Genomic DNA, 13,538 nt, shown 5'->3' with positions numbered 1-13,538 from the left:
CTAAGAAAGAAAAACCAGCCATTGTTTGAAACCGCTGTTGGCGGCTGGCTTATTTTCCACGCTTAATTTTTATTGGATTCTGACGGGTATCAAATACATCAAAAACTTCAATTCTATTTTTCTCCAAGTTTACCCAATAAATGATTTTATAACTTTTAAAAACGAGATAACGAAAATCTCTAGAATCTTTGTCTAGTAATTCTTCTTCTTGTCCAATTGTTGGATGCTTTTCGAGTTTTGCAGCTTCTTTTGTAATTCCAAGAACAAGATTTCTAGCAACATTAACACTTGCTTCTTCTTTGTAGTAATTGAAGATATTTTTCAGCTCTTTTTTAGAAAAATCAGTCCAATAAATTTCTAACTCCATTTTTCTATTTCAGAAATTAGTTTACTGTTCTCGGTCAGTTTCCCATTTTTAGAATCTTCAGTTGACTGATCAATTCTTTTCTGAAACTCTTTCATTGTCATTGGCTTCAATTCAGAACTATTTTGTGTTTCTTTCTGTAATAGTTTTTCCAAATGAGAAATTGCTTTCTCGCTTTCTAGCTTGAGAAAATCTTTTATGAAGTTTAATTTTCGAGTTTGCAAATCCATTTTTCTGTATTTCTTTTTTCAAAATTACAAATTAACTTTGAACGATTGTTGATTTTATGCAGATTTTTCGAAAGCTTGCCGCCAACGTGCCGCGGCTTGATATGGTAGCGGCAATTTACTATAAATGTAATAAGAAATTTTAACGTTCATAGTATTTTCCAAGAAAGATCAAACCAGCTATCATAACAAACCGCTGTTATGCGTTCGGCTTTTTTATTTCCATTTGCTTCTTCGCATTTTCCATTCATGCCAAAACTCTAAATATCCTCTTCTGTCAAATTCATCTTCTGGCATTTTTTTCTCACCGCTTTCTATATAAAAATTCTCAACTCGGTCAACAAATTTTAATACTTCAGATTTGTAAAAATTAAAGTCAACCAAAGTTTCTTTTCCACTTTCTGTTCTAAGCTTTACATTCCCATTTTCATGAATAACTTCCCAATCGATACCGCTTGGGCAACCGCCAACATAAACTTCGTCCATGTCTTTGTCAAAAACAAGGAAGAATCCGCAACAAGGAATTAGGTGTTCTCCAACTTGATTTTCTTTTGTATGATTTCTTTCTAAAGTTCTCAATAAGAATAAAGCTGAGGCACTAATTGTCCAATTTTCGTCATCCTTTATTCCAGCAATCAATTCGTTGCCAATTTCAACTTTTACTTTTCCATGTGCACATAAATCTGCATGAATATCTTCTTTAAAAAGCCAATTCATTTCGGTAACTTCTATTGAAAATTTATTCGTGTTCATTTATGGTTTGTTCTTAGATTTTCGATTCGTCGAAAGCTGACGCATAACGTGCTGCCGCTTCAAACAGTGGCGACTTTGTTAAATTATAGTTGGAAAGATAAGCAAAATTTCGATTTAGTAGTTTCGGTCTAAGAAAGAAAAACTAGCCATTGTTTGAAACGGCTGTTACCGCTTCGGTTTTGCTCTTACTTTCCCGACACAAAAATGAACTTAGCCGAGAAACGTGATCAGCCAACAAACAAGTTATTGTTGAACAACACAAGTCCCAAAGTTTCCTGACACAAAAGACCAAACCTCCATAGTAAATTCGACTACAAGTATTTTAAACAACACAAACTTAAAACATGAAATTCTCTCGGCTAAATTCTCCACTTAAAACTAAATATGAAAAGAAGCGAGAACGACAATTTAACGAAACGAAAACTGAGCGGTAACGTGCCGCCGCTTGATAGCGTGGCGACTTGTTTATAGTTAGTTGTAAAGATATAGAATTTTCCTTTGAGTACTTTCCGACTAAGAAAGATAAACAAGCCATGATAACAAACGGCTGTTAGCGGTTCGGTTTATTTATTAAAAATCTGCTTTAAAACTTGTCAAATGATATGCAACAATTACTATTGCGCAAACCACAATCACAATTAAGTTCTGTTTGACAAATTTCAATATCGTTGCTATTAGCAATCCAATTGTCAAAATGAATCCTTTTGGAATATATGGTTCAAATATTCCATACACTAAATACTTTGGAATTAGAGGATTTGTTAAATTCATTTTTGTTTTATAGTAAATGCAAAAGACACTTAACAAGTGAAATATTGTCAAAACTATTAAAATTTTTGCGGTTAATTCTGTATTTCGGTTTCTGTTTATTTCTTTTAGTTTCTCAAACATTTCTTCAGAATTTGTTTTTCTCTTTAGGTAATTTTTTTCAACGCAAACTTGGAATAAACTGACCGCTAACGTGCCGCCGCTTGATAGCGTGGCGACTCGTTTATAGTTAGTTGTAAAGATATAGAATTTTCCTTTGAGTACTTTCCGGCTAAGAAAGATAAAACGCGCCATGCTAACAAACGGCTGTTATGCAACGTAATTTATTCTGTTTTCACAAACTTTCCCGCATAGACTGGATATTTATCAAACTCTTCTCCCAATTTAAAAAAGTATTCGTTCTTCTCTTGATTCATTATTCTAAAATAAATCTTGGTGTTTTTAATAATCTCTTTTTCTGTTTCATTCGGAATCGCTGGTTCGGTTAGACCTTTCACAATAAATGAGTTTTCATCAACCCATATAATTTCAAGATTTTCAACTTTTTTGTCCAATTTATAAATGAATTTTTTGTCTTCCAACGTGAATTCATAATCATTTAATCCACGTTCTTTATATTCTTTGTCCAACTCAACTCTATAATGGCCATTTTGAAGTCTTTTCGGTTTTTCAATAACCACAAAAGATGTAAGAATTACAAAAGCAAATATTCCAATTAGGTTTTTCATATTTTCTATTTTAAGATTTGGTTTGTGATTATGTTGCATAACGTGCCGCCGCTTCACACAGTGGCGACTTTACACTGATTAGTTGTAAAGATATAGAAATATCCTTTTAGTACTTTCGGTCTAAGAAAGAAAAACCAGCCATTGTGTGAAACGGCTGTTAACCCACGTTTTTCATATCAACTTGAGCACACAAACTTTGCCGGTTTCCACTTCGGATTCTGCTTTTCATTTTCTGCTTATTTTCTGAGTAAGATTTCAAAGCAAACACTTTCAAACTTCTATTTTGAGTTTCTTTTGGCGGAAACCTTTTCCATCAACTTTTTCCATTTTTACTTTTCGGATTACACTTTCCAGCTTCTATTTCAGGCAAACTTTAGACGTAAAACATTCGAAAAGTTCTCGTTTAAACTTTAGCTTTTTAGAATGAAAATTTCGAAACGTGTTTTGAAAATGAAACGTGAATTTTAGGGAAAATTTCTTTTGAAATCGCAACGACGAAAAATGTGGGTTAACGTGCCGCCGCTTGATAGCGTGGCGGCTCGTTTATAGTTAGTTGTAAAGATATAGAATTTTCCTTTTAGTACTTTCCGGCTAAGAAAGATAAATGAGCCATGCTAACAAACGGCTGTTATGGGTTGTTAGCGTACAAACTTGGTTTGCTTCTTAATTCTTCAGAAACTTACTCAATTATTTCGGCGCATTCCAATACAAACTTATCATTTACCTCAATTAAGGTTGATATTTCTGAAACATCTCCTTCGTCGAAAAATCGTTCGTCGGGCAATTTTATTCTAAAAGGTAATGATTTGAATTTCAAAACTAACGCATCATAACTTTTACCTTTTCCATGCTTTAGAACATTTATAGCACAAATATATTCATCGAAACGATTGTAAAGTTCAACATTTCCTTTTTCTTTAAGGACTTTCTTTGCGGTTTCAAATCCATTTCGGCATACCAACTGATCCTGTAACATTGAGTCAAACAATGAGAACATTCCTATCGCAAATATTGCTTTTTGTAATTGCACCATTTGTAAGTTTTTCACAAGGATTGTTGAACCACTTGTTTGAAGTTGTTCAATAATTTTTGAATTAACTTCTTCCAATGAGTTTAACGTAAATGAGGTGCTTCTATATATTAAATCGTCGAAATTATGCATAGTGTTGAGCTAATAACCCATAACGTTACGCGGCTTCGCGCAGTGGCGACAATTTACCGCTTTGTTGTAAAGATATGTAAATTTCCGGCTGAGTAATTTCCGGCTAAAGAAAAATAAACCAGCCATTGCGCGAAACCGCTGTTATGGGCAGTAATTTTAGTCATCATCTATCTGTATCACAGTAAAAATTCTGTCAACTCTGTTAATTGAGAATCCACACAAATAATCAGATAATTCAAAAGGACTAATGTCATTATATTTCCATTCTTCGGGAAGTAATTGATAAAACTCGTGTGAATTTATTTTTACGCTTTTAAACGCACTTTTCACACTACCGATAAATTCCATAAACTCAATTTCTGAGTTTGAATTGTATTCAGATAACATTTCATCGCATTGCTTTTCAAATTCCTCAACTGATAATTTTCTATAATCTTCTAATTCGAGCGTATCAATTAAATAAGGGCCAAAACCATAAACTTTGGAAATATTTCTTTTCCCAAATTGGTTTGTATGGTCTGATTGATATCCGCCAACATATTTTCGAGCAAATTCGAAATCCTCTGGCAAATTTATAAACTCATGAACAACATTTCTTCCATTCTCGTCGATAATTCCCGAAATCGCGTAGTCAATTACGGTGAAGGCAATTTCTCCATTACCGAGAACGTAATATTGATTAGATAGTTCTTTGAAATTCATACGTGTCGAATTATTGCCCATAACGTTCCGCCGCTTGGCGAATTAGCGGCAATTTAAGAAAAATATCTTAGAAAAACCGAATTAGAAAATACAGAGAATTTTCCAAGAAAGACAAAACCAGCTATTGCGCCAAACGGCTGTTAGCTGACGTTTCTTTTAGCTTTATAATCATTTCTAACTTTTTTAAACATGTAGTTATAAAACTTCAATAGCCAAAGATTATAAAACCAAGGAGATTTTCCTGTGACATATGAATACCTTATACATTGATCAACTTTGTTGCCGAAAAGATTTCCCCAATAAAGAAGTTTTTGAACAGTTGCCGAATCATCTAATGTATAAAGCGTATAATCACTCAATCTAGTCAGACTTTGGATATACTTGTCAACTTTCCACAATGCATATCTAACTTTAGGACGAATTTCTTTGAGTTTGACTTTGTGAATTTCAGCTTTTTGCCTCCAGTTTTCCCTACTTTCAGGACTTTTAGTTTTTAATAATATATTACTAATTGCAATCATTTGATGTACCGAATCTGAAATGTCATCAATATGAGGTTCAAGAGTTTTCCTATTTGCTGCGCGCATTTCTTTTGGAAGCGTTGTGAGCAAAGTAATTATCGAAACAACAGCAGCTATAACCGCTGCTAAAAGTGTTGCTAAACCTCTATCAAATTCCATATGTTTACAATATTGTTATGTGTTCGTCTCGCAGGAAATGTCAGCTAACGTATCGCCGCTTCTGGCAGTTGCGAAGTTCGGAACAGCGTACTTTCTGCTAAGATAGAAATTATTGCGAAAAGTAGGCGTGAAGCCACAACAAAATTCGCAATTGCCAGAAACGGCTGTTAGTAGCCGTTTTTCTTTATCTTCTCTGTTTTCGCAAAAACTATTTTCAACGATTCTGTACAGTTTGAATTTGCTCTTTGTCTGTAAACTAAAGAATCATTTTTGAGATAAAATTTCTCTTTATTAAAAATTGTATAAACCTTTCCACTTTCAGCATTACAATTTGGAATTGTAGTTTGAATTTTCCGATTGTTATTTTCTCCAAATTTTAGACATTCTGCGAAAGGAAACACATTGTAACAAGTATCGATACTTATACTGTTTAATTCAATTGTATCACCTATAACTTTCCATTTACCTTTTGAAATTGTATGCCAATCACAACCTCTTGCATTATATCTAAATGTGAAGTCGGATTTAATTTTTAAAGTTGATTTTCCAGGAATTCTATATTCTGTGTCGTACCAAGTTTTAGTAAATCTTTCATCTACTTTCTTTTTACAAGAAAGTAAACAAAATGCTATTATGATAAATATGGAAAACTTCAATTTCAAGTCGGGTTTTAAAATGGCTACTAACGTGCCGCCGCTTGATAGCGTGGCGGCTCGTTTATAGTTAGTTGTAAAGATATAGAATTTTCCTTTTAGTACTTTCCGGCTAAGAAAGATAAATGAGCCATGCTAACAAACGGCTGTTATGGGTTGTTAGCGTACAAACTTGGTTTGCTTCTTAATTCTTCAGAAACTTGCTCAATTATTTCGGCGCATTCCAATACAAACTTATCATTTACCTCAATTAAGGTTGATATTTCTGAAACATCTCCTTCGTCGAAAAATCGTTCGTCGGGCAATTTTATTCTAAAAGGTAATGATTTGAATTTCAAAACTAACGCATCATAACTTTTACCTTTTCCATGCTTTAGAACATTTATAGCACAAATATATTCATCGAAACGATTGTAAAGTTCAACATTTCCTTTTTCTTTAAGGACTTTCTTTGCGGTTTCAAATCCATTTCGGCATACCAACTGATCCTGTAACATTGAGTCAAACAATGAGAACATTCCTATCGCAAATATTGCTTTTTGTAATTGCACCATTTGTAAGTTTTTCACAAGGATTGTTGAACCACTTGTTTGAAGTTGTTCAATAATTTTTGAATTAACTTCTTCCAATGAGTTTAACGTAAATGAGGTGCTTCTATATATTAAATCGTCGAAATTATGCATAGTGTTGAGCTAATAACCCATAACGTGCCGCCGCTTGATAGCGTGGCGACTTGTTTATAGTTAGTTGTAAAGATATAGAATTTTCCTTTGAGTACTTTCCGACTAAGAAAGATAAACAAGCCATGATAACAAACGGCTGTTATAAGAAGGGCTTATATCAATCTTTGTCTTTTCTAAAGCTTGTTGAGGATTCTCCATCTGGTCCAATGTCTAAATTACTGCCACTAATCCATAACTTTCCGTTTCCAAATTCTTCAAAATTTTTGCCAGCTTCATTAAAATTTTTCCAATTACTAAATTCAATTTCACAATTTCCATTATCACTTTTTTTCCATGTGCCTTTATCTTCGAATGTTTTATCATTTTCTTTATAATAATGTAAAAAAGTTCCATCGTCATTAAGGAGTAAATAATTTTCAGCTTTCTGATTATTTTCACAAATGTACTTTCCTGATAAATTATCAGGACAATTTCTTAAATCAATGCAACTTTTAACTAAGATCATTAAGAGTATACAAATCGTAGTTTTTATTACTTTCATCTTGATAAATAGTTTCGTCTAAGCCTTTCTTATAACGTCCGGCGGCTTCACGTCAGTTGCGGCTTTTGGAACTGAGTACTCTCCGCGAGACAGAACGAAGTTATGGAAAAAAGAAGTTCATTTTACACGAAAAGCAGCAATTGCGTGAAACCGCTGTTATGCGGTGGCTAAAAAAAGTCCTTTATAGTCTCCGAAAACACAAGCCGAGCACGCCAAACAAGCGCGAAGCGTAGCGAGCTAGCTGTCGCATAACGTGCTGCCGCTTCACACAGTGGCGACTTTACACTGATTAGTTGTAAAGATATAGAAATATCCTTTTAGTAATTTCGGTCTAAGAAAGAAAAACCAGCCATTGTGTGAAACGGCTGTTATAGCTTGTAGCTTCACGTCCACTTGAGCACGCAAACTTTGCCGGTTTCCACTTCGGATTCTACATTCTATTTTCTGCTTATTTTCTGAGAAAAAATTCGACGGAAACACTTCAACAGAAACACTTCGACGCAAACTTTTTTACCGCAATTTTTGAGTTTCAAATTTTCTCCAACAAACTTTCTGCGGCAAACTTTTCAAGCAACACTTTTCAGTTTCCATTTTCAGTTTCCATTTTCTGCTTGAAAATTTCGGCGACTTTTCGATTGATTATTTTCTGCGCAAACTTGGAGAAGCTATGAGCTATAACGTGCCGCCGCTTCACGCAGTGGCGACTTTTCACTGATTAGTTGTAAAGATATAGAATTATCTTTTTAGTACTTTCGGTCTAAGAAAAATAAAACCAGCCATTGTGTGAAACGGCTGTTAGCAGTAGTTCCTTATTTTATTAAATTATGCCAATCTTTTAAATTTACAATATAGGAAGTCTGATAACTTGTGTCGTATATAAGCGCATTCCCTTTCACTTCAACAGTGTCAACATTATATCTTTTAAGCATCTTATTTTTGTCGAATAATTTCATCGTATAATGAGTTTTTGGACAACAACAGTAACCGCCAACTTTTAACGAGTCAAATAAAGTATTAAAAGCTTTTAATTTCTTTGGAGTTATTAAATTTCTTCTTTTCAAAACACTTGTAGTATCTTCCATAGTATTTCCACTCAATTTATAAGAGCAAACTTCTATGCGATTGGTTTTCACTCGCAACTTTTTTAAAAAATTCTTATGATAATCAGCGCGAATCTTTTCAACATTCTTTGTAGCAATTTCTTTTGCTGGAATATTCTCTTTTTTGGTGCAAGAACTTAAAAATGAAATTAAAACTACAGTCGAAATAATTTGGGCAAGTCTTTTCATTGTGAGCGTTTTGGGAATTACTGCTAACGTATCGCCGCTTGGCGAAGTGGCGACTTTTTAATAATTTGTTCTAAAGATAAGCAAAATTTCAAGTTAGTAATTTCCGGCTAAGAAAAACAAAACTAGCCATTGCGCCAAACGGCTGTTATGAGTAGTTGTTACTTTTCATGTTCCTTGACTATAAATTCAAGAACATCTTTAAAATATTCTGTTAAGTTTTCAAACTCATGTTCTCCAGGATACCAATTTGCAAACTTCCAATATCTCCATTTCTCTATTTCTGATTGTGGTGGCAACAACAAAAATTGCTGTTCTTCTAACTTTCCACCAACAATTATTGCAGTTTTTAATTCAGGCAAAATATAGTATGCATCAATTATTTCTTGCGCAAAGTTTTTCAGATAATCAATTTCCGCAATCTTTTCAAAACTTGGTTCAATATCGTTTGGTGCTGAAAAACCATTCGTTATTCGTAAAAACTCTTTATAATCTTCCGGTAATTTCAAGCCGAGTTTACTTTCGATTTCTGCTATTTCCTTTTCGGTTGCCGGAATATTACCAAGCCATTCCTTTTCGATTTGTTCTGGAGTAAAATTGAAATCTTCGTATTTTGTTGCTTTCTGAGAAATTTCAATTAGCAAATTTTTCATTCGTTCTTTTTTATAGGGAGTTGATTAACAATTACTCATAACGTGCCGCGGCTTCAAACAGTGGCGACTTTGTTAAATTATAGTTGGAAAGATAATCAAAATTTCAATTGAGTAGTTTCCGACTAAGAAAGAAAAACTAGCCATTGTTTGAAACCGCTGTTATAAGCAGGCGAGATACAAACTTAGTCATCGTCAAACTTTGCCACAATCTTTTTCCCTTCTGAGTCAGTTATGAAAATATAATAGCCATTCCAATATTTATATTTTAAAACTTTACTGTTATCACCATTAGCCATTTCAGAATCAGGCTTTCCCCATACTTGCTCAAGTTCCGTAACCTCAATGTTGAGTTTTGTATTTGCGTATTTTATGCTCTGATAATTTTCTCTCACTAGATAACCAGCAATAAATATGAGAACTAACAACAAAATTTTAGTGTATAATTTCAATTTTCAATTTTTGTTTTAAAATTAGACATGCTATTAAAAGCAGTTTCTCTCGCTTGCTTATAACGTGCCGCGGATTGCTACAGTGGCGACATTTCACTGATTAGTTGTAAAGATAAACAAAATATCAACTTAGTAATTTCCGTCTAAGAAAAACAAAACAAGCCATTGTAACAAACCGCTGTTATCGCACGTAGCTTTACGTCAACTTGAGCACGCAACGTAACCAGTTTCATTTCCAGTTTCCATTTTCGGCGCAACTTTTGGTTTTCTGTTTATTTTCTCAGAACAATTTCAAGGCAAACACTTCGACGCAAACACTTCGACGCAATTTTTCAGCTTCAAATTTTCTCCGGCAAACTTTCTGCGACAAACTTTCTGCGACAAACTTTTCAGTTTTAATTTTCTATTTTCTGCGTTGAATTTTCGGTGATTTTTCGACAGATTATTTTCTGCGCAAACTGGGAAAAGCTATGTGCGATAACGTGCCGCGGCTTCAAACAGTGGCGACTTTGTTAAATTATAGATGGAAAGATAAGCAAAATTTCAATTTAGTAGTTTCCGACTAAGAAAGAAAAACTAGCCATTGTTTGAAACCGCTGTTGTACACCGTTACTTTTTAATTACTATTTTTTTCGGAACTCTTCTTCTATTTATAAATCCAGAAATTTTCCCTTCAGGAGTAAGTTTTCCATAACTTGATTTTATATATGGTCTTCCGCCATCACTTCCGTAAAACTCTTCAGATAAATATTTTCTTTCTTCTGAATTAAGTTCTCTTACATTTCCATCAGCTTCTACATAAACAAATTCAAAGCCATCTTCTTTTGGCCGCAAAGGGGAAAAATATTTTAAGTAAACCCATAAGATTAAAATGAGAAGAATTAAAACTGAAAATAATAATATTGTTTTTATCATAGTATTTTCTGAGTAAACTTGGGTAATGGTGTACAACGTTTTGCAGCTACCAGAAGGGCGGGATTTTAATTACAAAATAAACTTAGAAAGATGAATGATAATTTAACCACAAATGCTTCTAAAGAAGCACAAAGCCCCGCCTTTTTGGTAGGTGCTGTTATGCCTTCGTGCTTACGTCTTTCGCTAAAAACTAAATGGTTCGAAATGACAAAGGCAAAAATTAAACTTGAAGACTATCGAGAAGTAAACGACTACTGGTGCAGGCGTTTGCTTGAACTTGACGAAGAAACCGAGTGGGATATTTGGCAAGAACTTATTGAAGATTTAGCCAACCCGAAAAGAAAGCATGAAGATGTTTATCAATGTCTTTCTTTTTTCGGGGCAAGATTTAAAAAGTATGACTTGAACGTTATGAGTTTAGGTTATCCAAAATCAAATGATACTGAACGTATATTAAAACTTGAACACAAAGGAATTGAAATAAGAACTGGTAATCCTGAATGGGGAGCAGAACCAAACAAACTATACTTTGTCGTTAAGCACGGTGCTATTTTAGCATGAGGCATAACGTGCCGCCGCTTCACACAGTGGCGGCTTTACACTGATTAGTTGTAAAGATATAGAATTATCCTTTTAGTACTTTCGGCCTAAGAAAGAAAAACCAGCCATTGTGTGAAACGGCTGTTAACCCACGTTTTTCATATCAACTTGAGCACACAAACTTTGCCGGTTTCCGCTTCGGATTCTGCTTTTCATTTTCTGCTTATTTTCTGAGTAAAACTTCGAAGCAAACACTTTCAAACTTCTATTTTGAGTTTCTTTTGGCGGAAACCTTTTCCATAAACTTTTTCCAGTTTCACTTTTCGGATAACACTTTTCAACTTCTATTTCAGGCAAACTTTAGACGCAAAACATTCGAATAGTTCTCGTTCAAACTTTAGCTTCTTAGAATGAAAATTTCGAAACGTGTTTTGAAAATGAAACGTGAATTTTAGGGAAAATTTCTTTTGAAATCGTAACGACGAAAAATGTGGGTTAACGTGCTGCCGCTTCACACAGTGGCGACTTTTCACTGATTAGTTGTAAAGATATAGAATTATCCTTTTAGTACTTTCGGTCTAAGAAAGAAAAACCAGCCATTGTGTGAAACGGCAGTTAACCCACGTTTTTTATATCAACTTGAGCACACAAACTTTGCCAGTTTCCACTTCGGATTCTGCTTTTCATTTTCTGCTTATTTTCTGAGTAAGACTTCAACGCAAACATTTTCAAACTTCTATTTTGAGTTTCTTTTGGCGGAAACCTTTTCCATAAACTTTTTCTAGTTTCACATTTCGGATAACACTTTCCAGCTTCTATTTCAGGCAAACTTTAGACGCAAAACATTCGAATAGTTCTCTTTCAAACTTTAGCTTCTTAGAATGAAAATTTCGAAACGTGTTTTGAAAATGAAACGTGAATTTTAGGGAAAATTTCTTTTGAAATCGCAACGACGAAAAATGTGGGTTAACGTGCCGCGGATTGCTACAGTGGCGGCTTTTTCACTGATTAGTGTAAAGATAAGCAAAATTTCAACTTAGTAATTTCCGTCTAAGAAAAACAAAACGAGCCATTGTAACAAACCGCTGTTATCGCACGTAGCTTTACGTCAACTTGAGCACGCAACGTAACCAGTTTCATTTCCAGTTTCCGTTTTCGGCGCAACTTTTGGTTTTCTGCTTATTTTCTGAGAAAGATTTCAACGCAAACACTTCAACGCAACTTTTCAGCTTCAATTTTTTCTCCGGAGAACTTTCTGCGACAAATTTTCTGCGACAAACTTTTCAGTTTTTAATTTTCTATTTTCCGCGTAAAAATTTCGGTGATTTTTCGACTGATTATTTTCTGCGCAAACTTGGAAAAGCTATGTGCGATAACGTGTCGCCGCTTGGCGTCAGTGGCGACTTTTTTAATAATTTGTTCTAAAGATAAGCAAAATTTCAACTTAGTAATTTCCGGCTAAGAAAAACTAAACTAGCCATTGCGCCAAACGGCTGTTGGCAGTAGTATTTTTATTTAATTTCTATCTCAATATCATTATGCCACCAAAAACCTTTCCGATTGTCCTTTAAAAACTCTATTATGGATTTTTTACTTTTATACATCGTCTTTATGTCTTTAGATTCAACTTCTATATTTTCAATTGAATTAGCAACTTCATTAATTTCACTGTCAGACCAAGTTCCAATTCCGAAATAAATATTTGCCGTATCTTTTGGTTTTAGGTTAAAAACAATTGAATCTTCAGGATGAGTTCCTCTAAAAACAACATTTTTTGTTTTGGAATTTATTTTAATTCTAATTTTAGCTTCGGAGTCTGTTCGGTTTATGAAATCTATATTATGCGGTGGATCACAGCTAAAAAGAAGCATGAGAAGAAAACTTAAAGTTGATAATTTCAGAAAGTTTCTCATTTAACGAGGGTTTAAATATTACTGCCAACGTGCCGCGGATTGCTACAGTGGCGGCTTTTTCACTGATTAGTGTAAAGATAAGCAAAATTTCAACTTAGTAATTTCCGTCTAAGAAAAACAAAACGAGCCATTGTAACAAACCGCTGTTATCGCACGTAGCTTTACGTCAACTTGAGCACGCAACGTAACCAGTTTCATTTCCAGTTTCCGTTTTCGGCGCAACTTTTGGTTTTCTGCTTATTTTCTGAGAAAGATTTCAACGCAAACACTTCAACGCAACTTTTCAGCTTCAATTTTTTCTCCGGAGAACTTTCTGCGACAAATTTTCTGCGACAAACTTTTCAGTTTTTAATTTTCTATTTTCCGCGTAAAAATTTCGGTGATTTTTCGACTGATTATTTTCTGCGCAAACTTGGAAAAGCTATGTGCGATAACGTGCTGCCGCTTCACACAGTGGCGACTTTACACTGATTAGTTGTAAAGATATAGAATTATCCTTTTAGTACTTTCGGTCTAAGAAA

17 protein-coding genes are annotated in these 13,538 nt (G+C 34.1%); 1 reads left to right on the top strand and 16 read right to left on the bottom strand.

What is annotated here, in order from left to right:
* Positions 1 to 49: 49 nt before the first annotated feature.
* The 15 genes from ACULEU_RS12640 to ACULEU_RS12570 all read right to left on the bottom strand — a co-directional run bounded on the left by ACULEU_RS12640 (position 50) and on the right by ACULEU_RS12570 (position 10,564).
* Entirely contained in the window at positions 50 to 367 is a 318-nt protein-coding gene (locus ACULEU_RS12640) for a type II toxin-antitoxin system RelE/ParE family toxin (RefSeq protein ID WP_445452929.1), read from the bottom strand.
* The gene (locus ACULEU_RS12635) at positions 358 to 594 is read right to left on the bottom strand and encodes a hypothetical protein (RefSeq protein ID WP_445452928.1); all 237 of its coding nucleotides are present in this window, start codon (positions 592 to 594) and stop codon (positions 358 to 360) included. Before ACULEU_RS12635 ends, ACULEU_RS12640 begins: the two co-directional genes overlap by 10 nt.
* Before the next feature lie 213 nt (positions 595 to 807).
* On the bottom strand, positions 808 to 1,344 hold the full coding sequence (locus ACULEU_RS12630; RefSeq protein WP_445452927.1) for a hypothetical protein: 537 nt from the start codon (positions 1,342 to 1,344) through the stop codon (positions 808 to 810).
* Positions 1,345 to 1,914: 570 nt separating this feature from the next.
* Complete coding sequence (locus ACULEU_RS12625; protein ID WP_445452926.1) at positions 1,915 to 2,406, bottom strand: hypothetical protein; 492 nt, start codon at positions 2,404 to 2,406, stop codon at positions 1,915 to 1,917.
* A 29-nt stretch (positions 2,407 to 2,435) separates the two neighbouring features.
* On the bottom strand, positions 2,436 to 2,840 hold the full coding sequence (locus ACULEU_RS12620) for a hypothetical protein (protein WP_445452925.1): 405 nt from the start codon (positions 2,838 to 2,840) through the stop codon (positions 2,436 to 2,438).
* Between the two features lie 679 nt (positions 2,841 to 3,519).
* The gene (locus ACULEU_RS12615) at positions 3,520 to 4,002 is read right to left on the bottom strand and encodes a hypothetical protein (protein ID WP_445452924.1); all 483 of its coding nucleotides are present in this window, start codon (positions 4,000 to 4,002) and stop codon (positions 3,520 to 3,522) included.
* 156 nt (positions 4,003 to 4,158) lie between these two features.
* On the bottom strand, positions 4,159 to 4,704 hold the full coding sequence (locus ACULEU_RS12610; protein ID WP_445452923.1) for a hypothetical protein: 546 nt from the start codon (positions 4,702 to 4,704) through the stop codon (positions 4,159 to 4,161).
* Positions 4,705 to 4,844: 140 nt separating this feature from the next.
* Positions 4,845 to 5,384 (bottom strand): hypothetical protein, encoded by a 540-nt coding sequence (locus tag ACULEU_RS12605; protein WP_445452922.1) that lies wholly within the window; start codon positions 5,382 to 5,384, stop codon positions 4,845 to 4,847.
* A 167-nt stretch (positions 5,385 to 5,551) separates the two neighbouring features.
* On the bottom strand, positions 5,552 to 6,040 hold the full coding sequence (locus ACULEU_RS12600; RefSeq protein WP_445452921.1) for a hypothetical protein: 489 nt from the start codon (positions 6,038 to 6,040) through the stop codon (positions 5,552 to 5,554).
* Positions 6,041 to 6,186: 146 nt separating this feature from the next.
* Positions 6,187 to 6,720: a hypothetical protein gene (locus ACULEU_RS12595; RefSeq protein WP_445452920.1), complete on the bottom strand. Its 534-nt coding sequence runs from the start codon at positions 6,718 to 6,720 to the stop codon at positions 6,187 to 6,189.
* A gap of 157 nt (positions 6,721 to 6,877) precedes the next feature.
* Positions 6,878 to 7,261, bottom strand: coding sequence for a hypothetical protein (locus ACULEU_RS12590; RefSeq protein ID WP_445452919.1), 384 nt, complete (start codon positions 7,259 to 7,261; stop codon positions 6,878 to 6,880).
* 809 nt (positions 7,262 to 8,070) lie between these two features.
* The gene (locus ACULEU_RS12585) at positions 8,071 to 8,550 is read right to left on the bottom strand and encodes a hypothetical protein (protein WP_445452913.1); all 480 of its coding nucleotides are present in this window, start codon (positions 8,548 to 8,550) and stop codon (positions 8,071 to 8,073) included.
* 158 nt (positions 8,551 to 8,708) lie between these two features.
* Positions 8,709 to 9,200, bottom strand: coding sequence for an SMI1/KNR4 family protein (locus ACULEU_RS12580; protein ID WP_445452918.1), 492 nt, complete (start codon positions 9,198 to 9,200; stop codon positions 8,709 to 8,711).
* Between the two features lie 182 nt (positions 9,201 to 9,382).
* Positions 9,383 to 9,649 carry a hypothetical protein gene (locus ACULEU_RS12575; protein ID WP_445452917.1) on the bottom strand — a complete coding sequence of 89 codons (267 nt, stop codon included), beginning with the start codon at positions 9,647 to 9,649 and terminating at the stop codon, positions 9,383 to 9,385.
* A gap of 609 nt (positions 9,650 to 10,258) precedes the next feature.
* Positions 10,259 to 10,564, bottom strand: a complete 306-nt coding sequence (locus ACULEU_RS12570) for a hypothetical protein (protein WP_445452916.1) — start codon at positions 10,562 to 10,564, stop codon at positions 10,259 to 10,261.
* A 90-nt stretch (positions 10,565 to 10,654) separates the two neighbouring features.
* On the opposite strand from ACULEU_RS12570, the gene ACULEU_RS12565 reads away from it, so the two are divergent.
* Positions 10,655 to 11,125, top strand: a complete 471-nt coding sequence (locus ACULEU_RS12565) for a hypothetical protein (RefSeq protein ID WP_445452915.1) — start codon at positions 10,655 to 10,657, stop codon at positions 11,123 to 11,125.
* Between the two features lie 1,490 nt (positions 11,126 to 12,615).
* Here ACULEU_RS12565 and ACULEU_RS12560 read toward each other — a convergent pair.
* Positions 12,616 to 13,017 carry a hypothetical protein gene (locus ACULEU_RS12560; protein WP_445452914.1) on the bottom strand — a complete coding sequence of 134 codons (402 nt, stop codon included), beginning with the start codon at positions 13,015 to 13,017 and terminating at the stop codon, positions 12,616 to 12,618.
* Between the last annotated feature and the right edge of the window lie 521 nt (positions 13,018 to 13,538).

It is taken from the genome of Flavobacterium sp. 25HG05S-40 (assembly GCF_052654735.1).
This window is presented reverse-complemented; position numbering and strand designations above follow the sequence as displayed.